Annotated in this window: 20 protein-coding genes; 8 read left to right on the top strand and 12 right to left on the bottom strand. The window is 60.1% G+C overall.

Annotation, left to right across the window (positions count from 1 at the left end; genetic code table 11):
- The first annotated feature begins 116 nt into the window (after positions 1-116).
- The gene (locus E2F50_RS06040; RefSeq protein WP_245515302.1) at positions 117-908 is read left to right on the top strand and encodes an IclR family transcriptional regulator; all 792 of its coding nucleotides are present in this window, start codon (positions 117-119) and stop codon (positions 906-908) included.
- Positions 909-1,272: 364 nt separating this feature from the next.
- Positions 1,273-2,262 (top strand): substrate-binding domain-containing protein, encoded by a 990-nt coding sequence (locus E2F50_RS06035; protein ID WP_133315107.1) that lies wholly within the window; start codon positions 1,273-1,275, stop codon positions 2,260-2,262.
- A 57-nt stretch (positions 2,263-2,319) separates the two neighbouring features.
- Here the strand turns inward: E2F50_RS06035 and E2F50_RS06030 are convergent, their stop codons facing one another.
- The 5 genes from E2F50_RS06030 to E2F50_RS06010 are packed head-to-tail and all read right to left on the bottom strand — an operon-like array spanning position 2,320 to position 7,383.
- Positions 2,320-3,597 (bottom strand): ABC transporter substrate-binding protein, encoded by a 1,278-nt coding sequence (locus tag E2F50_RS06030; RefSeq protein WP_133315106.1) that lies wholly within the window; start codon positions 3,595-3,597, stop codon positions 2,320-2,322.
- A gap of 34 nt (positions 3,598-3,631) precedes the next feature.
- The gene (locus E2F50_RS06025; protein ID WP_133315105.1) at positions 3,632-4,468 is read right to left on the bottom strand and encodes a carbohydrate ABC transporter permease; all 837 of its coding nucleotides are present in this window, start codon (positions 4,466-4,468) and stop codon (positions 3,632-3,634) included.
- Positions 4,465-5,388 (bottom strand): carbohydrate ABC transporter permease, encoded by a 924-nt coding sequence (locus tag E2F50_RS06020; protein ID WP_245515324.1) that lies wholly within the window; start codon positions 5,386-5,388, stop codon positions 4,465-4,467. Before E2F50_RS06020 ends, E2F50_RS06025 begins: the two co-directional genes overlap by 4 nt.
- Position 5,389: 1 nt before the next feature.
- A complete protein-coding gene (locus E2F50_RS06015) occupies positions 5,390-6,559 on the bottom strand; it encodes an ABC transporter ATP-binding protein (RefSeq protein WP_133315103.1) in 1,170 nt (389 codons plus the stop codon).
- Complete coding sequence (locus E2F50_RS06010) at positions 6,556-7,383, bottom strand: metallophosphoesterase family protein (protein ID WP_133315102.1); 828 nt, start codon at positions 7,381-7,383, stop codon at positions 6,556-6,558. Before E2F50_RS06010 ends, E2F50_RS06015 begins: the two co-directional genes overlap by 4 nt.
- A gap of 302 nt (positions 7,384-7,685) precedes the next feature.
- Between E2F50_RS06010 and E2F50_RS06005 the strand changes: the two genes are divergently transcribed.
- Together E2F50_RS06005 and E2F50_RS23165 are read left to right on the top strand one after the other, a co-directional pair.
- Positions 7,686-8,762 carry an AI-2E family transporter gene (locus tag E2F50_RS06005; protein WP_133315101.1) on the top strand — a complete coding sequence of 359 codons (1,077 nt, stop codon included), beginning with the start codon at positions 7,686-7,688 and terminating at the stop codon, positions 8,760-8,762.
- 98 nt (positions 8,763-8,860) lie between these two features.
- Entirely contained in the window at positions 8,861-9,034 is a 174-nt protein-coding gene (locus tag E2F50_RS23165) for a hypothetical protein (protein WP_202615406.1), read from the top strand.
- A gap of 60 nt (positions 9,035-9,094) precedes the next feature.
- On the opposite strand, the gene E2F50_RS06000 is transcribed toward E2F50_RS23165, so the two are convergent.
- Complete coding sequence (locus E2F50_RS06000) at positions 9,095-9,358, bottom strand: hypothetical protein (protein WP_133315100.1); 264 nt, start codon at positions 9,356-9,358, stop codon at positions 9,095-9,097.
- 244 nt (positions 9,359-9,602) lie between these two features.
- On the opposite strand from E2F50_RS06000, the gene E2F50_RS05995 reads away from it, so the two are divergent.
- Complete coding sequence (locus E2F50_RS05995) at positions 9,603-11,234, top strand: FAD-dependent oxidoreductase (protein ID WP_133315099.1); 1,632 nt, start codon at positions 9,603-9,605, stop codon at positions 11,232-11,234.
- 23 nt (positions 11,235-11,257) lie between these two features.
- Here the strand turns inward: E2F50_RS05995 and E2F50_RS05990 are convergent, their stop codons facing one another.
- The 4 genes from E2F50_RS05990 to E2F50_RS05975 form a co-directional block, all read right to left on the bottom strand.
- Positions 11,258-12,271 carry an acyltransferase family protein gene (locus tag E2F50_RS05990; RefSeq protein WP_133315098.1) on the bottom strand — a complete coding sequence of 338 codons (1,014 nt, stop codon included), beginning with the start codon at positions 12,269-12,271 and terminating at the stop codon, positions 11,258-11,260.
- 48 nt (positions 12,272-12,319) lie between these two features.
- Complete coding sequence (locus E2F50_RS05985; protein WP_133315097.1) at positions 12,320-13,594, bottom strand: O-antigen ligase family protein; 1,275 nt, start codon at positions 13,592-13,594, stop codon at positions 12,320-12,322.
- A 10-nt stretch (positions 13,595-13,604) separates the two neighbouring features.
- Positions 13,605-14,861, bottom strand: coding sequence for a polysaccharide biosynthesis/export family protein (locus E2F50_RS05980; RefSeq protein ID WP_133315096.1), 1,257 nt, complete (start codon positions 14,859-14,861; stop codon positions 13,605-13,607).
- A gap of 95 nt (positions 14,862-14,956) precedes the next feature.
- On the bottom strand, positions 14,957-15,634 hold the full coding sequence (locus E2F50_RS05975) for a sugar transferase (RefSeq protein WP_133315095.1): 678 nt from the start codon (positions 15,632-15,634) through the stop codon (positions 14,957-14,959).
- A 432-nt stretch (positions 15,635-16,066) separates the two neighbouring features.
- Between E2F50_RS05975 and E2F50_RS23640 the strand changes: the two genes are divergently transcribed.
- A complete protein-coding gene (locus E2F50_RS23640; RefSeq protein ID WP_245515301.1) occupies positions 16,067-16,651 on the top strand; it encodes an exopolysaccharide production repressor protein in 585 nt (194 codons plus the stop codon).
- 84 nt (positions 16,652-16,735) lie between these two features.
- On the top strand, positions 16,736-17,737 hold the full coding sequence (locus E2F50_RS05965) for a glycosyltransferase family 2 protein (protein ID WP_133315094.1): 1,002 nt from the start codon (positions 16,736-16,738) through the stop codon (positions 17,735-17,737).
- On the opposite strand, the gene E2F50_RS05960 is transcribed toward E2F50_RS05965, so the two are convergent.
- Both E2F50_RS05960 and E2F50_RS05955 read right to left on the bottom strand, forming a co-directional pair.
- Positions 17,728-18,669: a polysaccharide pyruvyl transferase family protein gene (locus E2F50_RS05960; RefSeq protein ID WP_133315093.1), complete on the bottom strand. Its 942-nt coding sequence runs from the start codon at positions 18,667-18,669 to the stop codon at positions 17,728-17,730. The genes E2F50_RS05965 and E2F50_RS05960 overlap by 10 nt on opposite strands.
- 46 nt (positions 18,670-18,715) lie before the next feature.
- Positions 18,716-19,720: a glycosyltransferase family 2 protein gene (locus tag E2F50_RS05955; protein WP_133315092.1), complete on the bottom strand. Its 1,005-nt coding sequence runs from the start codon at positions 19,718-19,720 to the stop codon at positions 18,716-18,718.
- A 112-nt stretch (positions 19,721-19,832) separates the two neighbouring features.
- Between E2F50_RS05955 and E2F50_RS05950 the strand changes: the two genes are divergently transcribed.
- Positions 19,833-21,311: a lipopolysaccharide biosynthesis protein gene (locus tag E2F50_RS05950; protein ID WP_133315091.1), complete on the top strand. Its 1,479-nt coding sequence runs from the start codon at positions 19,833-19,835 to the stop codon at positions 21,309-21,311.
- Positions 21,312-21,396 lie beyond the last annotated feature (85 nt).

The raw sequence follows: 21,396 nt of genomic DNA, 5'->3' as shown, positions 1-21,396 counted from the left end.
GTCGCCTTCATGAGATCTTTTGTCCTCTTGCCACTGTGGAAAAACAGTGGCTGCTTTCTAGGCAGAAACGTTAGGAGCCGATCCGATGACCAGCAATGGGGGTTTTGTTCACATACATGAACTCTGAGATCAAAAGCGCCGGTCGAATTCTTGATCTGCTGGAATATCTGGCGGTGCAGCGGGAAGCGGTATCGCTGGCGCAGATCACTGGTGACCTGGCGCTCCCGAAAAGCAGTACTCACGGCCTAGTGCAGACACTCGTTTCCCGTGGGCATGTGGTGCGCGACAATGCCGGCCGTTACATGCTTGTTGAGGCAAGCCGGCATGGCTTTCCGTTCCGCCGGCACGAGGAGCCCTTGGTGGTCACCGCCACGCCCTTCATGGAGAAGCTGCGTGAGGAAACCGGCGAAACCATTCTCCTCGCCACGATGACCGCCCATTGCGACATCAGAAGGCTCGCAAAATGCGTCAGCCATCATGGTGTTCGCTATGACGTGAACCTGGATGCAGCCATAGCCGCCTATTGCACGGCCACGGGACGTGTTCTCTTGGCGCATGCTTCCAAGGACGCCCTGGATCATTACTTCGCGCGGGTACAGCTCTTGTCCTACACGCGCTACACGATAACGGACATCCACAAAATCCACGACCTGCTCGGGCGGGTCCGTCGCGACGGTTACGCGATCAACGACCAGGAATTTGTGACGGGATCGACCGGCGTAGCCGCTCCGGTCTTCGAGGCGAGCGGAGCCGTTGTCGCTGCGCTTAATCTCGGTGCGCCGACGACCCGTTATGTTCAGCGTCGAGAGGCTCTGCTTCTTGCGGTGCGGAGCGCAGCCGACGGTCTCAGCCGGGCGCTCGGTTATCGCCGCTCCGGAGCTTCTTCGGCTCCGGGCTCTTTTAGGTAGCTCAGGACGGTATGATCGCTGACAAGCCTGGCGGAATCTGAGTTGGCCTCGTCGTGATCGAAGGTGCTGGCGATCCGTGTTCGCGGCGCGTCGACCGCAACATGCCAGAAGGCTCTAGATGGGATGGGAGCGAACGGATTTTTCGGTGGGCCTTCCAGATCCGCAAGATCCCGCATCCTTCACCGTTGTCGATGGCGACCACCTTCATGGCAGGGCTCGCTTGGGCTGAGGTCGCAGCAGCGCTTCTTTTCGCGATGGGACTTGAGGATGCGGCCTCTCAATTGTTGACATAGATCCGCAAAGGCTTCACGCGAGAAGCTCATCTCCTGAAGCGGCTGCTCCAGCGGCGAAAAGGATCTGTCCCATGGCTACCCTGCAGCAGGTCGCATCGAGAGCCGGATGCTCATTGGCGACGGCAAGCCGCGTGCTCAACCGCAACGGCCCGGTCAGCGACATCATGGTCCGCAAGGTGCGCCGCGCGGCAGCGGAGCTCGGCTATCGTCCGGCTTCCACCGTCGCCGGCAAGGGAGGGCGACGTCCCGTAATCGGCGTCCTTATTCCGAGCATCACCAACCCCGTCTTCTCGTCCTCTTTATCCAGCATCGAAAACAGAATGCTGGTTGCAGGCCATGGGGTTCTCATCGCCCAGTCTCATTATGACCCGGCGCGCGAGGCCGATGCCGTGGCGGCTTTGTTGAACGATCGGCCGACCGGGCTTATCCTCACCCTTTGCGATGCTTCGGCCAGCCGCCTGCTTTCACCGTCGCTTCCCCCGACCGTCCTCCTCAACAATATGCCGACCTCCTCGTTTCCAGCCGCCGTGACAGTCAACAATCATCGTGCCGGGCGTGAGCTGACGGAACTGCTGCTTGGGCTCGGCCATCGTCGCATCCTCTTCGTATCGGGAACGTTTTCCGCCTCCGACCGCGCCCGGGCCCGACACGAGGGGTATCGGCTGGCAATGATCGAGTATGATTTGGACCCGCTCGACGCGGTTCAGGTGCCCTTTGTCGGCGGCTACGATCAGCTTGATCTCAGTGCGGCACTCACTGCCTTTTCACCGAGTGCGATCATTGCGTCGAACGATCTTCTGGCTTTTGGCGTCATCGGGGCGCTGAGGCGCGAGGGGCTTGCCGTGCCGCGCGATATCTCGGTTGCCGGCTTCGACGGGATCGCCATCGGCAGGTTGATGGATCCGCCGCTGACGACGATTGAAATGCCGGATGCCAGCATGGGCGCGACAGCGGCCTCGCTGCTGCTTGACATGGCCGAGAATGCGGCGCCTGTCCGGCATCTTGAGGTTGCCCATGTGCTGCGCCGGGGCGGCACGGTGCGCGACATTACCGGCACCTGATACGCCGACCGCCGCCTCCAGAGGAAGCGGCGGCATGATGGCGGGTGTTCAGCGAAATCAGCTGCGCGGCAGCAGGCGCTTCACTTCGTTTGCGGCGTCGTCCAGAGCTTCCTTCGGTGTGGCCGACTGGTCGACGACGCGCGAAGTGTTGTCGACGATGGTCTGCGTCACGCGGACGCCGTTGCCGCCCGGGAAGGCATACCAGGGGATCATGCGCGGCATCTGCTTGAGGCCGGCCTGGAACAGCGGGTTCTGCTTGTAGAAGTCGCCAAGATAGTCAGGCGACTTGGCAGCCAGTTCGTTGTTCGGCACATAGCCGGTGCCGGGAACCACGACCGAGGCGCCGTAGGGGCCGGCTGCGAATTTTGCGAACTTCCAGGCGGCATCCTGTTTGGCAGTGTCGCGCGCCAGGATGACGACCGCATTGCCACCGGTCGGCAGCTTGCCGTTGACCGGGTCTAGCAGCGGGATTTCGGCCGTGCGCAGGTCGAACTTGCCGCCGACATTCTTGATCGTGTTGCGAAGCGCGCCGGTGGTCTGGAAGGCAAAGCCGACCTTGCCCGCGACAAAGGCCTGTTCACCGGCTGCCTTGGTGAAGACCGGCATGCCGGCTTCCTTGACCATGCGATCGACAACGGCCATGGCCTTCTGGCCTTCGGGACCGTTGAAGGTGACCTTGCTTTCGTCTTCGGAAAGCATTGTGCCGCCGGCGCCGAACAGCAGCGCGGAGAACATCCAGTCGTCGCCCTGCCAGCGGAAGTCGATGGAATCGGCACCGTTGCCGAGCGCCTTGATCTTGGCGCCGAGTGCAATCACTTCGTCCCAGGTCTTTGGCGGAACGTCAGGATTGCCGCCGGCCGCCTTCACCAGGTCGGCGTTATAGTACATGATCGGGTTGGACGTTGCGAAGGCGAGGCCGACCTGCGTGCCATTGACCTGGGCCAGCTTCAGGATGTTGTCCGAAAAGCCGAGCTTGCCCATATCGCCTTCCTTGGCGATGAAAGGGGCGAGATCGACCGGGATGTCGCGCTCGTTGACCATGCGCAGGCGGTTGAGGCCGATAAAGGTCAGGTCCGGCATTTCTGCCGTACCTGCCTGGCGCATGATGGTCTGGATGCCTTCCTCATAGTTTGCGGAAGGGTTTGCAAACTGGATCTTGATGTCCGGGTTTTCTTCCATGAACTTCTTGGAGATCGTGTCCATCACGTCCTTAAAGAAGCCCGGCATCGGATAATGCACGGTCAATGTCGTTTCCGCATGGGCCGGAAGCGACACCGACATCAAGGCCGAGGTGGCGACCGCCGCGGCGGCAATAAGTTTGCTGAAATGCTTCATAAGCATGGCTCCTGGACGTGGTGGTTGATGCCGGTCAGCCTTTGAGACCGGTCATGGTGATGCCCTCGACGAAGCGTTTCTGGGCGAACAGAAAAGCGAGGACGAGGGGAAGGGTGATGATCAGGGTGGCGGCCATCAGCGCGCCGTAGTCATCTCCGGCCTCTGCGGCGCGGAAGTACAAAAGTCCGAGTGGTGGCGTCGCATAGGCCTGGTTGGAAACGACGATCAGCGGCCAGTAGAGGTCGTTCCAGTGCGCAACGACCGAGAAGATGGCGAAGGCCGTGATGGCCGGCCAGGCATTCGGAACGATGACCCGCCCGATGATGCCGATTTCCGACATGCCGTCCAGTCGGGCGGCATGGATGAGGTCGTCGGGCATGGCACGGAAGAACTGCAGGAAAAGGAAGATGCCAAAAACCGAAATGCTGAACGGTGCCACCAGTGCAAAAAAGCTGTTCAGCGCCGACATACGGTCGAAGGCGACGTAGAGCGGCAGCGCGGTAGCGTGGATCGGCACCAGCAGGCCGAGCATGACGAGCACGATCATGGCCTGCGCGCCGCGGAATTTGAGCTTGGCCATGGCATAGGCGCAAGGGATGGCGATCGTGACCTGGATTGCGAGGATGAGGCCGCAGACAACGATGCCGTTGAAAAGCAGCCGACCCATCGACACGCGCGACAGCGCCTTGGCGAAATTCTGCAGGTAGAACCATTGCTGCGGGATGAGCGACAGCGACGAGGTGAAGATGTCGCTTTGTGCCTTGCCGGCGGTCGAGATCATGAAGATGTACGGTGCCAGGAAGGCGAGTGCACCAACGCTCAGGACAGAAAGCCGGATGATACGGGCGAGGGAGATGGATTGGTTGTTCATGTGTAATGCACCTGCCGGTCCTGGAGACGGTACTGGAGGAACATCAGGACGATGAGAATGGCGAGGAAGATGACGGTCATAGCGGAGGCGTAGCCGACCCGCAGATAAACGAAGCCTTCCTTGTAGATGGTGAAGAGAAGCACCTCGGAGGCCTTGTTGGGGCCGCCTTCAGTCAGCGTCTTCACCGTCTCGAACACCTTGACCGAACTGATGATGCTGATCGTGGTGACGAAGAGCGTTGTCGGCCCGAGCATTGGCCAGGTCACCAGTCGGAAGCGGTCATAAGCGGCGCGGGCTCCGTCCACTTCAGCGGCCGCATAAAGCTCCCGGGGAATGGCTGTGAGGCCGGCCAGAAACAGGACGAGATTGAAGCCGACGGACTGCCAGATGCCGATGATCGATAGGCTATAGAGGACGGTGCCCGCCGAGCCCAGCCAATTCGGTCCGGGAATACCTGCAAGCGCGAGCATGGCGTTGATCGGTCCGATCGTCGGATGGAACAGGTACTGCCAGACGGTTGCCATGGCCACGAGCAGCGAGGCGACCGGAAGGAAGTAGGCTGTCCTAAAGAAGGAGCGGCCGATATTTTCCGCTTCGATCAGCATGGCAAGGCCAAGAGCCATGAGGATCGAGATCGGCGTGACGATCGCGGTATAGACGGCAGTGTTCCACAGAGACTGACGGAAGGTGCGATCCGTGAAAAGCTCGATGTAATTGTCGAGGCCGACGAATTTGAAGCCGGCATAGCCCAGTTCGAAATCGGTAAAGCCGAGCCCGATCACCGCCACCACCGGCAGAAGAATAAACAGGAAGACCAGTACGATGGCCGGAAGCGAGAGCAGCCAGGCGCTGCGGGCTTCCGCGGCGAGCGGTGCCGAACGCGGGGCCGGGAGGGCGATCGTCTGCGGAACTGCGGCCATGTCAGCCATGCACCGCCTCCCGGACCGCGCCTGTGGTCAGGGGAAAGGACGGCATGCGCTGTCCATCGGCGGCAAACACGAAGAGATGTTCTGCTGCAACCTGCAGCCGGACCGGCATGCCGGACACCAGTCCCGCGCCTTCAGCCGGAGAAATCTTGGCGATCATGGTGTCGCCGATCGCATCCAGCCGGGCATAGACGATGATTTCGGAGCCGAGGAATTCGAGGCGCTCGATGCGGGCCGGCAGGCCGGTATCGCCATGGCGGGTAACACCGACGAATTCCGGTCGGATGCCGACCGTTACCGGCGCACGGGGCTCGACAGTGCGATCGGACAAGCCGCAGCGGGCGTCCCCCAATGCCACCGTACCGTCCGCCTCCACCTGCGAGGCAACGAGGTTGATGCGCGGCTGGCCGATGAACCGCGCCACCTCGATATGCTGCGGGTCGTCGTAGATAACCTGCGGCGGGGCAAGCTGAAGGAGATCGCCAGCAATCATCACCGCGACCCGGTCCGCCATGGACAGCGCTTCGGCCTGGTCGTGGGTCACGTAAAGCGTCGGCACACCGGCGCGCCGATGCAGCTCGACGATCTCACCGCGAGCATGGACGCGCAGATTGGCATCGAGGTTGGAAAGTGGCTCGTCCATCAGAAAGATCGAGGGACGGCGGACCATGGCGCGACCGAGCGCGACGCGCTGCCGCTGCCCGCCCGAAATCTGGCCGGGCTTGCGGTCCATGAGGTGATCGATCTTCAACGAGACCGCCATCTCCTTGACCTCCCGCTTGATCTCGGCCACCGCTTTGCGCTGTCCCGGCATGACCGACCCGATCAAAGGCAGGCGCTGGCTGCGGGTCAGCTTGCGCATGACGAGCGGAACGGCGATGTTCTGCGCGGCCGTCAAATGCGGATAAAGCGCGTAAGACTGGAAGACCATGGCAATGTTGCGGTCTGCCGCCGGCAACTGTGCGATGTCGCGATCACCGATGCGGATTTCGCCGCTATCGGCGCTTTCAAGCCCGGCCAGGATGCGCAGCAGGGTGCTCTTGCCGCAGCCCGAGGGGCCGACGAGGGCGATGAATTCGTTGGGTGCGGCATCCAGGCTGACGCCCTTGAGGATCTGGTTGTCGCCAAAGGATTTGCGGATGTCGCGGAGGGACAGCGCGCTCATTCGGCGGCTTCCTTCTTGGCGGGCTTCGGGTAGACTTCATGGATGACGTCATCGATGTAATAGGCCGTCATACCTGGCACGGCGACGATCTCGCTTCTCACTTCATCGTCGAAGTGGTGGACCACGGCGCCGATCAGGCGCTCGCCCGGCATTTCCCGTTCCAGCTTGTCGATGATGAAGGCTGCCGAGGGCCCCCAGACAAGAGACGTGTTTTCGAGGCGTCCCTGCCAGGCCCAGTGGAGATGGCCGCTGGCGAACAAGGCGACATCATGGGAAGCGATCAGGTCGTAGAGATGCTTGCGCTGGTTTGGACGCACGCCCCAATAACCGGTGTCGCCTTCATGAGGGTCGTCGACGAAGAGGGGCTTATGCGCAAACAACGCCAGCCGGCGCCCATTGCGCGCTTCGAATGCGGTCCGCAGCCATTCGAATTGCGCCTCCTCTTCGTCGTCCTCGTGGCCGAGAAGCAGCGAATTGATGCCGACGAACCGCCAGCCGTTCGCATCTTCGACGAAGCGATCTTCGCCAGCCAGCTGCCGCCAGCGCTGCAGGCGCTCGGCATTGACCGGCTGGTCAGAACCCGGAAGATGGCCGACGTCGTGATTGCCCGGCACGATCAGCATAGGGGCCGTTGCCTGGCGCATCAGATCCATCGAGAAGGTGATGTCGTGGTCCTTGTCGGCGCCGTCGACGGTGAGGTCGCCGGTGTGGATGATGAGGTCAGCCTTCTGAGCCTCGATCCAGTTGAGCAGCGGCGCCCAATTGCCGTTGAAATGCGGCTTCTCCGGGCTGAAATGGGTATCGGTGATCTGGATGATCTTCACTGGGCCGCTCTCCGCTCTCTTGATCGGCGCCTGCTTTCACAGCGCGCCTGTCGAGCCTCCTTAGAGCCGTCCCATGTCAGGGCCATAACAGCCCTTTCCACCTTTCTTCCATTTCTGTCACATTATTGAAAAACGCCACTCAGGCGACGCGCCAAAGTACAGCCGGCAAGCCCGCCTTGGGTCCTGATGACTTCCATCCTTCACATCAATTGGCTATGGAACCAGTGTCTCTGCCGCCACTCCCCGGCAGGCGCGGTACATTCGCGAAGGCAAGCGGAGCGGCAAAGGGTAGGGAGAAGCGGATGTCTGTCCACCGGGTCGGGTTCTACGTGCTTCTGGTTCTGGTGACCGTCGCCTTCATGGCCGTCATCCTGCCGTTCTATTCCGCCATACTCTGGGCCGTCGTTCTGGCGATCATCTTCTTTCGGCTCCACGCGCGGCTGGAAACCTGGCTTGGAGGCAGGCAGAATATTGCTGCGGCCCTTTCCGTCCTGATCTGCCTCTGCCTCGTCATCATCCCGGGCCTGTTCATCCTGCGCTCGCTGGTGCAACAGGGCAATAATCTTTATCAGCGCGTCCAAAGCGGCGAGATCGATTTTCCCCGCCTTCTGCAGCAGTTCCAGGATGCCTTGCCAGCCTTCATCCAGGACCGGCTCAGAGAACTGGAGCTGAATGGCTTCGGCGAACTGTGGAACAGCATCTCCTCCGGTGTCATGCAGGGCGGCGGCTTCTTTGCCAGCCATGCCCTGAGCTTCGGACAGAACACGCTGCAGTTCTTTATCGCCTTCGGCATCATGCTTTATCTGCTGTTCTTCATGTTCCGGGACGGGCGAAGCCTGGCGCGCAACGTCAGACGCGCCGTTCCCCTCAGCGATGCACATACCAGCCGCTTTGCCGTCAAATTCACATCGGTCGTGCGCGCTACCGTGCGCGGCAATGTCATCATCGCCGTCATACAAGGCACCATTGGCGGCCTGACATTCTGGGCACTCGGCGTTCCGGCGCCGCTGCTGTGGGGTGTTCTGATGAGTTTTCTGTCGCTCCTGCCGGCCATTGGTTCCGCCATGGTCTGGGTGCCGACAGCCATTTATCTTGCGGTCACCGGCTCTTGGATACAGGCGCTCATCCTGACCGCGGTCGGCGTGCTCGTCATCGGTCTGGTCGACAATCTGTTGCGACCGCCGTTGGTCGGCAAGGAAACCAAGCTTCCGGACTATGTAGTTCTGCTTTCGACGATCGGAGGTATATCCCTTATCGGCATCAACGGTTTCGTCATAGGCCTCTTGATCGCGGCGCTGTTCATTGCCGCCTGGACGATCTTCACCGAGGAGCACAGCGGCTCATCACCTCTCTTCAAGATCGACGGTGACCAGCGCTAGTTCCGGCTCGTAGCTATAGGATGAGGGCGTCGGACCTGGCTGCACCGGAACCAATAGGGAGGCCGTCAGTTCACGTAAGAGACTTGGAAGGAGACACGATGGCACAAGATCCGTTCGAACCCATCCCCAATCCCGTTCCCGGCGTGCCGCCTGCGCCGCCCGTGCCGCCGATCGATGAGCCGGAGCCGGACCGCCTGCCTGACGAAGGCCCCAATCCCAATCCCGACGAGAACAATGAGCCGCCGCTTTATGCGCGTGGCCGTCTTCTCTAGCGAAGGTCGCAGAAGTTGATTTCATGCTTCACGGCTCCCGTGAGGCGGAGGCCGTGAAGATCAGGCCAGAGCCGAACCCGCCATGCTTTCTGCATGAATAACAACCGGAATGCGCTCGCGGTGCATCTCCAGGAAATGCCGGATGTTTCCGCCACATGCATCCTGCAATTGACCGAGATCATAACCATCCGCCAATGCGTCATGGCTTAGCTGCGCAGTCAAATGATCTGCATCGGCGGCAGGTTCGGAAGCCGCATAAAGTGCGAGCCTCCTGATCGTCGCTTCAGACAGCCAGTCCTCAAGCCAATCATCAATGATCTGCATGGTGCTTGTCCTGCCGGGAGGTTGGAGCTTTTCGGTCACGTCTCGCGGCCAATAATACGGCTGAAGGCCAAAGGTTCCGTTGTCTGAGATGACGAAGCGGTGCCGTGATTTGGTCCGCTAGCCGACGGATGGCCAAGCACACCGGTGACACCTCATAAAGTGGTTGACGCGGGCCGCTTAAGCCATTCTAGTTCTCCAGGGGGAATTCCGTGTGACTATCATATTTTAGGTATTTCCAAGGTCCATGATATTTCCAGATGGCCAGACCTACTCCGCCGACAGCGACGTATGCATCGTGGGAGCCGGGCCTGTTGGACTGGCGCTGGCGCTGAAGCTCGAGGCGCTGGGCCTGACCGTTACTGTGCTCGAGCGCGGCAGCGGCGAGGCTTCGGTGGCGGATCAACCTGGGGACATCCAGTTCGAAAATTCGCATCACGCCTTGTCTCAGGCCGTGTCGCGTCCAGGCATCGGCGGTGCCTCCGCGCTTTGGGGAGGGCGGTGCGTCCCCTTCGACGATCTCGATTTCGAGCCACGCGAGCATGTGGCCCATTCCGGCTGGCCGATTTCGCATAATGAGGTCCGCCGCTATTATCCGGAAGCGCTCGAATTCCTCACTTGCAATACCGACGAAGTACCGACAGCAACCATTGGGCAGCACGATCCTGCCGTCGTCGCGGACGCCGTCGAACGCTGGAGCAAGCACCCGGCGCTCGGGCCCTATTATGCCGAGCGGCTGGCGAAGTCGAAAAACATCCGGATTCTCACCTCCGCATCTGTCGCCGAGATTATTCTCGACGAGGCGCGGAACCAGGTGAAGAGCCTGAAGGTCATGCATAATGGCCGAGAGATCGAGGTTGCGGGAAAGGTATTCATCCTCGCAGGCGGCGGTCTGGAAAACGCCCGGCTTCTGCTTGCCTTGCAGCAGAACCACCCGGACATGGCAAAATCTTTCGGCGCTTCCCTCGGGCGCTTCTATCAAGGCCATCTCACCGGCTATATCGCCGTACTGAAATTCCTTGATCCAAAGGCGGCTCGCGCGCTTTCCTTCCGAACCGATGCGAAGGGATACAGCTACCGGCAGCGTCTGCAGATCGCGCCCGATGTCCAGACCGAGCGGAAGCTGTTGAACACGGTCTTCTGGATCGACGCGCTCTCGATTGCAGATCCTGCGCATGGTTCCGGCGCTCTATCACTTTGCTACATGTTTCTGGCCGCCTCACGCCTTTACCGACTGGTGTCGAAGGGGCTGGCACCGACCGCAAGAGGCCTCGGCAATATCGACAAGGCGCAGCATTGGCGAAATATCCGTGACGACACCGGCTGGCCTGCCGACCTGCTTCAGGCGGTGAAGAACCTGTTCGAGAGACGCTCGCCGGCGCATCAGACGCTTTTCAATCCCAAGGGACGCTACCTGCTGCGCTACCACGCCGAGCAGGTGCCGAACCCCGAAAGCCGCGTTTCGCTGACGCCGCAAACGCAGCAGGGGCATGTGCAGGCTCTATCCGTGGATTACCGTGTCGTGGACCAGGACATCGAATCGGTGCTGAATTCGCATCAACTGCTCGACGACTGGTTGCGCGGAAACAAGATCGGCTATCTGGAATATCTTCACCAGCCGGTGCGGCGGCGGCAGGCCGTGGTCGACCAGGCATTCGACGGCTATCACCAGATCGGCCTTTCCAGAATGGCTGATGATCCTGCCGAAGGGCCAGTCGACAAGAACTGCAGGCTCCATGGCCTTTCCAACCTTTACCTCGGAGGCAGCGGCGTTTTCCCGACCGGCGGACACGCCAATCCGACGCTTCCGGCAGTTGCCCTGGCGCTCAGGCTGGCGGAGCATGTTCGAGACGAGTTCAAGGCAGCGTCGGCCGCTTGAAGCGCGGTTTCGGCCTCGTCCGCCTACCGTGCCGGTTTGCGGATCCGGAAGCGCCACAATGCCGACCGCTGCCCTTTGAGCAGGAACTGCATCGGCCTTTCGAAACTTTCATAGGCGAGAATGCCGGCCAGTACACCTGCAACAATGCCGGTGGAAAGAAGCAGCGGCGTGGGAATCCCAAGAACGGCGCCTGCCTTGAGTGCGATGGAAATCGCGAATGTATGCCAAAGGTAGATGGAGTAAGAGGCATCACCCAGATAGGTCAGCATCGGCAGATTTGGCAGCCTGCCTCTGGTCTCGACAGACAATGCGCCGATCACCAGCATCACGGCCAGCGGTCCGCATGACCATGCGTCGAATTCCAGCTTCAGGGCCTGTATGGCCGAAAATCCGGCAACAGCCGTGACCGCCAGCATTATGCCCACTGAGGCAGGCGGCAGACTGCCATGGCGCCAAAGTTTTGCAATGGCGGCGCCGGCCACGAATTCCAGAATGACGGGTGCAGTGTAGAAGGCGATGATCGGGTTTTCGGGCTGCAGCAGGAGCCCGGCAAGAACAAGCAGGCCGAAGACGGCGGCGAGCGCCACAAGGCGCAGTCTGGCTCCGGCAAGAAGCGTGATTGCGAAGACGGCGTAAAAGAAGATTTCGTAATTCAGCGTCCAGCCCTGCACCAGTACCGGCCAGGTCTGGCCATTGCTCGGCGAGGGGAGCGGTATGAACAGGAAGGACGCGATCGTATGGCCGAGGCCGATGTGCAGGTTCGGGAATAGCCCGACGAGCGCCCCGACAATCATAAGTATTGTCGCTGCCCAGTAGGACGGAGCGATCCGCAAAAGGCGGTTGCGCAGGAAGCTTGACGGCCGCATCGGGCGACTGTTGCTCATAGCCATCATGATGAAGCCGCTGACCACGAAGAAGACGTCGACGCCGGCTGCGCCGATGGTGAAATGCACTCCGCTTCGCTCGCCCGCATGGAAGATGACCACGGCAAGCGCTGCAAGGGCTCGCAGATACTGGATCGAAAAGAGTGTCGGCATCATCTGCATCCTTCGCCACGGGGCGGTTGGTGCCGTCGGCGGCAGCCGTCAGCGCATCTGGAGACCCGTCTGGCCGGCTATCATCATGCCGCGGGGCTGTGGGCGCTCCGCATAGGCAAGACCAGTCGCAAGCCTGCCGGCTGCGAAATAGAACAGGAATGACCCGACCTGATAAGGGTTGATGATGTCGATCTCGACGAAGGATCGGATCAGCAGCAGGCTCATGATCCCGAACAGGACCAATGATTCCGGCGTCGAGGCCTGAGTCAGCACCCGCCTGAGATGACCGACAAGTGTCGTCAGAAGAGTGAAGACGAGCAGGAATGTACCCGCCACTCCGGTCTCGACCATGGTCTCGATATAGGTGTTGTGGAAGTGGAAGCCGCTTCGTCCGGTGATGAAGAAATCCTGCCAGAGCCGCTCAGCATCGGCAAAGCCCACAACCCAGAAACCCTGGTAGCCCATGCCAAAGTACGGAGACCGGGCGGCGGCAGCAATGCCCTGCTGCCACAGATAGGTTCGGCCTGTCAGGGTGGAATCCTTGCCGAAGATGCCGAGTATGGCATCCATGGCGCCGACCTGCAGCGCCGCGGTCGCCGCGACCACGCCAAGGATCAGGCCACCGGAAAAGAAGATGCGCCTGTGGCCGGGCGAAAAGAACATGAAGCCCTGCATGCCGATGCAGAGCGCCACCACGCCGACCGTGGTGATGACGGATGTGGCGGATTGGGAGGCGGCCAGGCAGTAAGCCGACAGCAGTGCTACAACGCCGGTGATCGGCAACCACAGGCCGCGCAAACGGAAGACGGTGACGGCCGTGTAGCAGAAGAAAACCCCGAGCGAGGCAAAGAAACCCAGCTGGTTCTTGGACGAAAAGGCGCCGACGAAACCGAAGGTGCCATCCATGGAGTCGAATAAATAGTTCCCAAACAGCAGCGAATAGACCAGCACCAGGCCGACGCCGAGAACGGCACCCTTAATGAGCGTTTGCAGGGTCATGGTCCGCACCGCGATCAGCGCGCAGGCGACATGCGTCAGGTACTGGATCGCGGTCCGGAGCGAGACGCCGAAGGCCGGAGACCAGAAGGCTGACACGAAACAGAACAGTGCAAAGCTGAAAATCCAAATATACTTGGAATACCTGCCAAGTGCCTGACGATAGTCGACGAGGACCAGCAAGAACCAAAGGCCGTAATAGGCAAGGATCGAAATCTGGCCGAATTTGCTCGAATAAGCGAAGACAAAAAAGGAAAGCGCAACGGCCAGCATGCCATAGGGCTGGTTCCGCCTGGAATCCACCAAGGATGATTTGGCTATCCTCATCCGCTTCTCCTTACTGCATGAGCAGTTCGGAAGTCACCTTCACCACATCGCCTGGCCGAAGCGTCGTGTTTTCATCCACCGCAACTTCCTTGGCCCCCTGTCCCTCATCGCGCACAACCGTATATTTGATTGTTGCCGACTTGCTGTTCGGGTCGAATTTCAGGGCCTCGGCGGATTGAGCAAGGGCTTCCGACATCAGCTGCCGGCTTGTCGTCAACTGCAGGCCGAGTTTTTCCAGTTCGGCTTCCGTATCCTGAAGCTCCTTAGCACGCTGCGCTTCCCAATCGTTGCGCAGGTTGATCTCGTCCTGATTGGCCTTGCTGATATCCTGTTTGGCCTGAAGCGAATTGGTGTCGATATCGAGCAGGCTCGTCTCGATGCTCGCCGTTCTTTCTTCCATGCTGATGAGCCGGTTATTCGTGGTGATACCCTGTTCGGTCAGGCGGGACAGCTTGTCGCGCGTTTCGGAAGCGATCTGCAACTGGCGCTTTTGGGTTTCCGTCTTCTGCGCCAGAGACTGCACCTCGCTTTCGAGAAGCGATCTGAGATCGGCCAGAGCCTTCAACTGCAGCTCATAGCGGTCCCGTCGCGATCGCATCAGCGCGGCTTCACTAGCGATCAACTGCGGCGCATTGGGTGCGTCCTTCAACTCCGGCGGAACCGCGAGATCCTTAGCGCCGGCCACTTCCGCCATCAGGCGGGCACGGCGGGCCAGAAGCCGGCTGCGCTCAGAACCATAGACAGCGGAGTCGCCTTGGGCATTGATGAAATCGCGGGCGAAGCGCTGGCCGGCTTCGGAGCGCTTCAGGCCCCCTGCCAGGCTGACGGCTTTCAGAACGGTGAGGCTCGGCGAGTAGGGATATTCGCCGGGATTGTCCACATCGCCGGCCAGGAAGACCGGCCGAAACTGTGCCACTTCGACCGAAGCCGACGGCAGGTTGCGGAGCGCGAACTTGCTGCGAAGCTCTTCACCTATGGCGTTGGCCACTTCTCCTGGGGTTTTGCCGGCCGCCGAAAGATCGCCGATAAAGGGAAGGGAAAGTGCGCCGGATGGTCCGACAGTGTACTCTCCTCCCACCGCATCCCAGTTGCGGACGCTGCCGTCCGCAGGCTGCCATTCGGCAACGCGAATGCGCAGTTTGTCCATGACGCCCAGCCTGTAACCGCCGTCCTGCGCACTGGAGGTGGCGGTCAAACCTAGCAAGAACGCTCCTGCGACAAGATAAAGGGCAGGGGAGCGTCCCGCAAAAGCGGTCGGTTTCCGCATAGATATGTCCTCAATCGCTGAAGGCGCGGTTGTGAGGCGCGCGCCTTGTCGATGCTTATGATGTTGAGAGGGCCGAAGACGGCCAAGACAATGAGTTAGTAGCTGCCGCGAGCGAGGCAGACGGCAGGTATTGTCTTGAGAATAATAGCAATATCCTGAACGAGCGACCAGTTCTGAACATACTGGGTATCGAAGGCAATGCGCGTCTCATAGGACACATCGTTGCGGCCGCTGATCTGCCAGAGGCCGGTCAAGCCCGGACGGGTGCGCAGGTAGTATACGGCGAAGCTGTCGTAGACTTTCAGCTCGTCGTCGACCACCGGGCGTGGTCCAACCACGCTCATTTCGCCGCGCAGGATGTTGATCAGCTGCGGGAGTTCGTCCAGGCTGAGCTTGCGCAGCACAGTTCCGATCGCAGTGACACGCGGATCGGACTTGAGCTTCCGGGTCAACCGCCATTCTTCGGCCGCCTCCGGATTGTCCCTCAGGTAGTTGCGCAGAAGCATGTCGCCATCGACAGCCATGGTGCGGAACTTCAGGCACTTGAAGGTGCGGCCATTATGGCCGATGCGGGTATGCCCATAGAAGGCCGGCCCGTTGTCGGAATATTTCACCAGCGCCATGATCATCAGAAAAATAGGGCTGAAGAGGATCAGGGCGCAAACTGCGGCAGTGATGTCGAAGCTGCGTTTGGCCAATCCGCCGATTGGCAGTGTCATGGCCTGGTCCAAGTTTCCAAACGGCGAACCTGCCGAACGTGTCGCTGACTTCATAGAGAAAGCTCCATTTAGGTTTTGCGATAGTCGGTGCCCCTTGAGGCGCGTCATTTCCCACTAATCTGACAATAAGTCTGTGTTCGTAGTTTGATGCCAGCCATTTTTTTTGGATGAGGTAGCTTGGTGCCGTCCAGGGTTGAGGCTGCGGCTAAGAGTCCGGGTCGAGAGGGTGCGAATCGATTAGTATGAGCAGCTGCGAATACTGTCCCGGCCCGGTAGAGTTCCTCTATAGCCTAATATTAAACCTTAACACGGCTGTTGAAGTGGCCGCTTTCGGGGCTTGGTCTGGAGCTAAGCTTGGCACGGCTTCTTGCTGCGACCGACCAAAGTATCTTCTGGCTAAGACCAAAGCCCTGCGTCTGTTGCGTCGCAATACAATGTTGCACTGCACAAGCGCTAAAAGCCGGTGGGTCATCTTTGTAATAAAAGTTGATCGATTTTCTCGGCGGCGCCCCTCCGAATCTGCCTTGGCAGAGCCGTTCTTGCGATTTCGTGGCTGAAATGTGGCAGAACCATGCTAAGCTTTTGCGGTATTCTCGTAAGGAGGGGTTTAGCCTGTTCCTGATTTTCCCGCCGGAACCGGAAAACCCTTACGATTGTTTCACCATGAGCCGGGTAAACACGGAGAACTTGCATACTTTCCTTCCGGCTCATATAGTGTTGGTGGGAGAGGAGCCCATCAATCACGCACTGAACAAGCTAAAGGTGTTCGGGAGGAAGATCATGTACGCGCCGCGCGTTTTCGTCAGCATGCTAGCAGTTCTCATTGTATTCGCTGTGTCTACGTATTCGATGAGCGGGTCGCTGCTGTCCGCGCTTATACAGACGCTGATCTGTGCGGTGATCATCCAGACCGGTTATTTCATCGGTGTTGTTTATCTCGTGCATCGGGAAAAGCTTCAAACGCAACGGAATACACCGTCTGACTTGCTGCTGCGGATGAACCCGGGCCAGAGCAAGGGCGCCGAGCTGCACGGAACGACGGCCACCAATTTTCCCGCTCGCGACGCCTGAGGCCAGCAATCTTTTGACTCGGCTTCACATGAGGGCCATGTTCCTGCGTTCATAATCTTGAACAGGTGAACGATGGAGAACCCGATGGCCGAAGCTGCTGTTCAAACCATTTGCGTTATCATTGCAGCAAAAAACGCTGCAGATACAATCGGTAAAGCCATCCGCTCAGCTTTGGTCGAAAGCCTCGTCAGTGAGGTCGTGGTCGTTGATGACGGCTCAACCGACGGTACCGCGCATGCCGCAGGGCAGGCGGATGACGGGACCGACCGGCTCAAGGTGATTTCCTTTCCGCACAACCAGGGACCCTCGGCGGCCCGGAATGCAGCCATAGCCGCTTCGCAGGCGCCGCTCATCGCCATACTCGACGCCGACGACTTCTTCTTTCCCGGACGGTTCGAGCCGATGCTGGCCGAAAGCGATTGGGACATGCTGGCCGATAACATCGCCTTCATCTATGACCCTGCTTCGGCACTTCAGCCGGAACGTTTCGAGGCCCGCGCCCGCAGCATATCGCTGGTCGAGTTCGTGGAAGGCAATATTTCGCAGCGCGGCAAGCCGCGGGGGGAGATCGGCTTCCTGAAGCCGGTCATGCGGCGCGCCTTCCTGGATACTCACATTATCCGCTATGACGAAGGCTTACGCCTTGGCGAAGATTATGATCTCTATGTCAGGGCTTTGGCCAAAGGGGCTCGCTACAAGGTGATCGAGCATTGCGGCTATGGCGCCGTGGTGCGTCATGATTCGCTCAGCAGCAGGCATCGCACGAACGACCTGCGGTCGCTTTACGAAGCCGATGATGCCATTCTGGCGGACCCGCAGCTTCCGGAACCGACCCGGTCGATTATCACGAGGCACCGCGATCATATTCGCGAGCGCTACGAGCACCGGGCGTTTCTGGACATAAAGGCGCAGTCCGGCAGCTTGGCCGCACTGCGCTATCTGCTGACGAAACCGCGCTACCTTGCCGCCGTCTCTAAGGCAATTTTCCATGACAAGCTCGAGGCTGCCCGGCAGAAACCCGCTCCGGCGGCAGCCCCGCCAACCATGCGCTATCTGCTTCCGGGTGAACCGGCCGGTCAGAAATAGTCGCGGCGGACTTCGTCCAACACGGCCCGGAACCGCTGCTTGCTTTCTTCCAGCTTGCCTTGCGGGCTCAGCTGCGGCTCCGCGCGGCTGGCCTGCCAGAGGGCGAGTATCGATGGAGCGGCCAGAACCTGTTTGGCCATTCCGCGCAGTCCTGCCTGCGGCGGCGCCTTGCGGGTCATCGTATCGCCGGCTTCGCTCGCCGGCGCGCTTGAGCCGCCCCCGTGCTGCCCCTCGAAGCTGAAGCCCCAAAAGCGGGCCTTCTTGGCCACCGCTTCGGCGCGGGTCGAGACGGGCACGTAACGCGGCGTGTAGGTCGCCCCGACCGAAGCGGCCCAGTCGTTCCACTTGAAGTTGTTGATGGCCCGTGAGGTGCTGACGGCAATCCATGGCACGCGGAAGGCATCGGCGAGTATGGCGCCGTGCATGGATTCGGCAACGATCAGTTCAGACTGAGCGATATGGCGGATCACCGCCTTGGCTTCCCCGCGTGGATCGAGATAGGTCAGCCCGGCAGGCTCGCAGACCGAAGCCCACATCCCGAACTCGGCCGATTCCCAGTGAGGAATGAAGGTCTTCTTGTGGATCTTCGGCAGTCCCTTGAACTCGGGCATGTCGGCGATCAAGACGGCAGGATCGGTCGCCGCCTTATCGCGAGGCAGGCCGAGCTTTTCCGCTGTCAAGGGACCGCGCACGCAACGCACGTCCCAGTCGGGCTTGGTGATGTCGGGGGGAGAGCCGTAGCCATAGCCGCTGCCGATCACCAGCTTCTTCTGGTCCGCAGGCAGCAGGACTGGGTTCAGTACCGTGCCGACGCCGACGAGCAGGACGTCCGGATGCACGTCCCGAAAACCGGGGAGAAGAAAGTCCCAAAGCCAGAGATTGAGATCGTCGCCGAAATTGCCGTGATGGGATTCCCAGTAATAGGGCTTCATGCGGGCCTCCATGGGGAGTTGAAAGGGTGGAAATGCCGTGAATGTCTCAGGTCACGCTGTGGCCGGATTTTCCATCACCAGATGTGTCAGCACCAGATTTGCCGGAGCCGAACTTGCTGGTGCCGAGCTGCAGCGCAGCCCGCAGCAGTGCCGGATCGCGCATGACCCACCGCGCCAAAAGGCCGAAATCAGGGCTTTCGCGACGTCTCACTCTTCCTGCCTGGCTCCATAATGCCTGGCGGCGGGCGGTGTTCTTGTAGGAGGCGATGGATGCGACGTCGTCCGGGCGACTGCGGAACCGCTGTTCGAGCGTATCGAGCGCCACCCAGGTGTTGAACTGCTGGCGCAGGAATTGCGGAGAGCGGTTGTCGATGCTGTGGAAGATGTTGATGCCCATGCCGCGCGCCGCACCCGCCTCGTCGCAGAGCACAGTCCGTTTCGATTTGAGGATGCAGTCACAGAAGAACAGCACGTCTTCGGCCGCTAGCCGCAGGGCCGGGTCGAACCGCACCGTCTCGAAGACGGGACGGGCGATGACCATGCAGGTGAGGTGCAGGAAGCTCCAGTTCTTCAGCATGACGCTTGCAAGGTCGGGCATTTCGATGACAAGCGGATGTTCCGACAGGCGCACCCCGCCTTCCAGTTGTGCCATCCCGAAATGATAATAGAATTCCTCGCTCGCCTGCATGGAAGCCCAATAGCATTCCGCATCGAAGCGGCTCATGCTGTCGAAAGCGTTCTTCAGATGATCGGGAAGCCAGGTATCGTCCGAATCGAGCAGCGCCACAAAACGTGTATCAGCCGGGACATTGTCGAGGCCGGTATTGCGGGCGCCTCCTGGTCCGCCGTTCGGTTGGCGGATAACGGTGATGCGTGATTGCCAGGCCGGATCGATGGTTTCAAACTCTGTTGCTGCCGGCAGAGGTGACTCGTCGTCGACGATAATGATATTGAAGTCTTGATAGGTCTGCTCAAAAATCGATTTCAGCGCCCGGCGCAAGATGCCGGGCTCTTTTTGGAAAAATGGGATAACAACCGTGAACGTCGCCATGTTTTCGCCCCTGCTTTTTCGAAGAATTGCATACCGCTGACATGTGTCAGGCTTCGGGTGTAGCGGCAGTTGGCTGCCTTGATTTCAATAACTCCATTACAGGATCAGATTTATGGCTCCAACCCAAGGCGTGAAAACGATCACGACAAATGTCGGCTGGAGCGTGTTATCAAAGACTGCCACATTCGGGCTGAAATTTGTCACTGTTCCTATTCTGGCAAGACTGCTGACGCCGGAAGATTTTGGATCGGTAGCAGTCGCGCTGACTGTCGTCCAGTTCCTGGCGATGATTGGTGGGGCAGGGCTCACCTCCGCGCTCATCGTCGAGCGCGAGGGCGACATGGATACCGTGCACACGGTTTTCTGGTCCAATCTTGCCATGGCCTGTGCCATGTCGCTGGTGCTTTTCTTCGGCGCGACGGAGCTTGCAATCCTTATGGGCGCGCCGAATAGTGCCGATCTCTTGCGCATCATGGCGCTTCTCATTCCGCTGCAGCTAACCGCCGATGTGGCCTATTCGCTGTTGGCACGCGAGATGAATTTCAGCAAAGATGCCCTCCTGAGCACGGTTTCTGAGGCCACAGCGGCCCTTCTTGCGCTGGGTCTGGCTTTTCTCGGCTTTGGCGTCTGGGCGCTGGTCTTCCAGCTTTTCTCCTCAGCGCTCATCCGGCTCGTCGGTCTCTTTGCCATCACTCGCTACATGCCGAAGCTGGTCCTCAGGCCGGCAAAGATCATCCCTTTGCTGCGCTATTCCTCGGGACTGATGGGCTCCGAAATGGCCAATTTCGTCACTTTCCAGGCGCCGATGGTGGTTATTGCGCGCATGCTGGGCCTAAGCGATGCGGGCGCCTATTCGGCTGCAAACCGGTTTGCGAGCATTCCCAACCAGGTGGTGCTTTCGGCCGTCATGGGCGTTCTGTTTCCGGCCTTCAGCCTGATGGGCGACGACCGCAAGCGCCGCGCCGATGCGCTGATGTTCAGTACCCAGGTGATGACGGTGGTTCTGGCGCCGGCCATGTTCGGCCTCTGGGCGATCGCCGAGCCGGCCATGCTCGTGCTGTTCGGTCCGCAATGGGCCTATGCTTGGCCGGTTCTCGGCCTGCTTGCGCTGTCAAAGGCGATCATCACCCCGTGCAGCACGTTCATCCCCTATCTGAAGGGCACCGGACATAGCCGCGTGCTGTTCTGGTCAGCGGTGCTTCGCGCCATCGCAACCACGGCCGCAATCGGTGGAGCCGCCTATTACGGAACTCTGGTCGATGCGATGACGGCATTGTGCATCGTCAATGCCATTACGCTCGTCGGTTATTCCTGGGCCGTCTTCCGCGTCGACAACATCCCTTTTCTGTGGGGCCTGCTCACCAGCAGCCGCTCGATGATCACCTCCTTCGTCATGGCCGTCGGCGTGCGCGCCTTCCTGCACGTCTTTGCCGAACGGTTAACGAACCCTTACCTCGAGCTTTTGGCCGGCGGCGCGGTCGGCGCCGTCCTTTACGCCATTCTGTTCCTGTTGACGGAAAGGGCCCTGCTTCGAAAACTCTGGGGCATGGTCCGGCGTCGGCGTGGCGTTCCGGCGATCGAAGGATCGTAAACCTAAATCCGCCCCGGATCTGCCCAACTCTCGCCACATTTGGATTGCCGCCGTCTCCTCAAGCGGTATCAGAGGGGGGAAGCTG

Origin of the sequence: Rhizobium deserti (assembly GCF_004358025.1) — a bacterium.
Classification (GTDB): Bacteria; Pseudomonadota; Alphaproteobacteria; order Rhizobiales; family Rhizobiaceae; genus Neorhizobium; species Neorhizobium deserti.
Note: the sequence above shows the minus strand (reverse complement) of the source record. Positions and strands in the feature narration are given on the sequence as shown.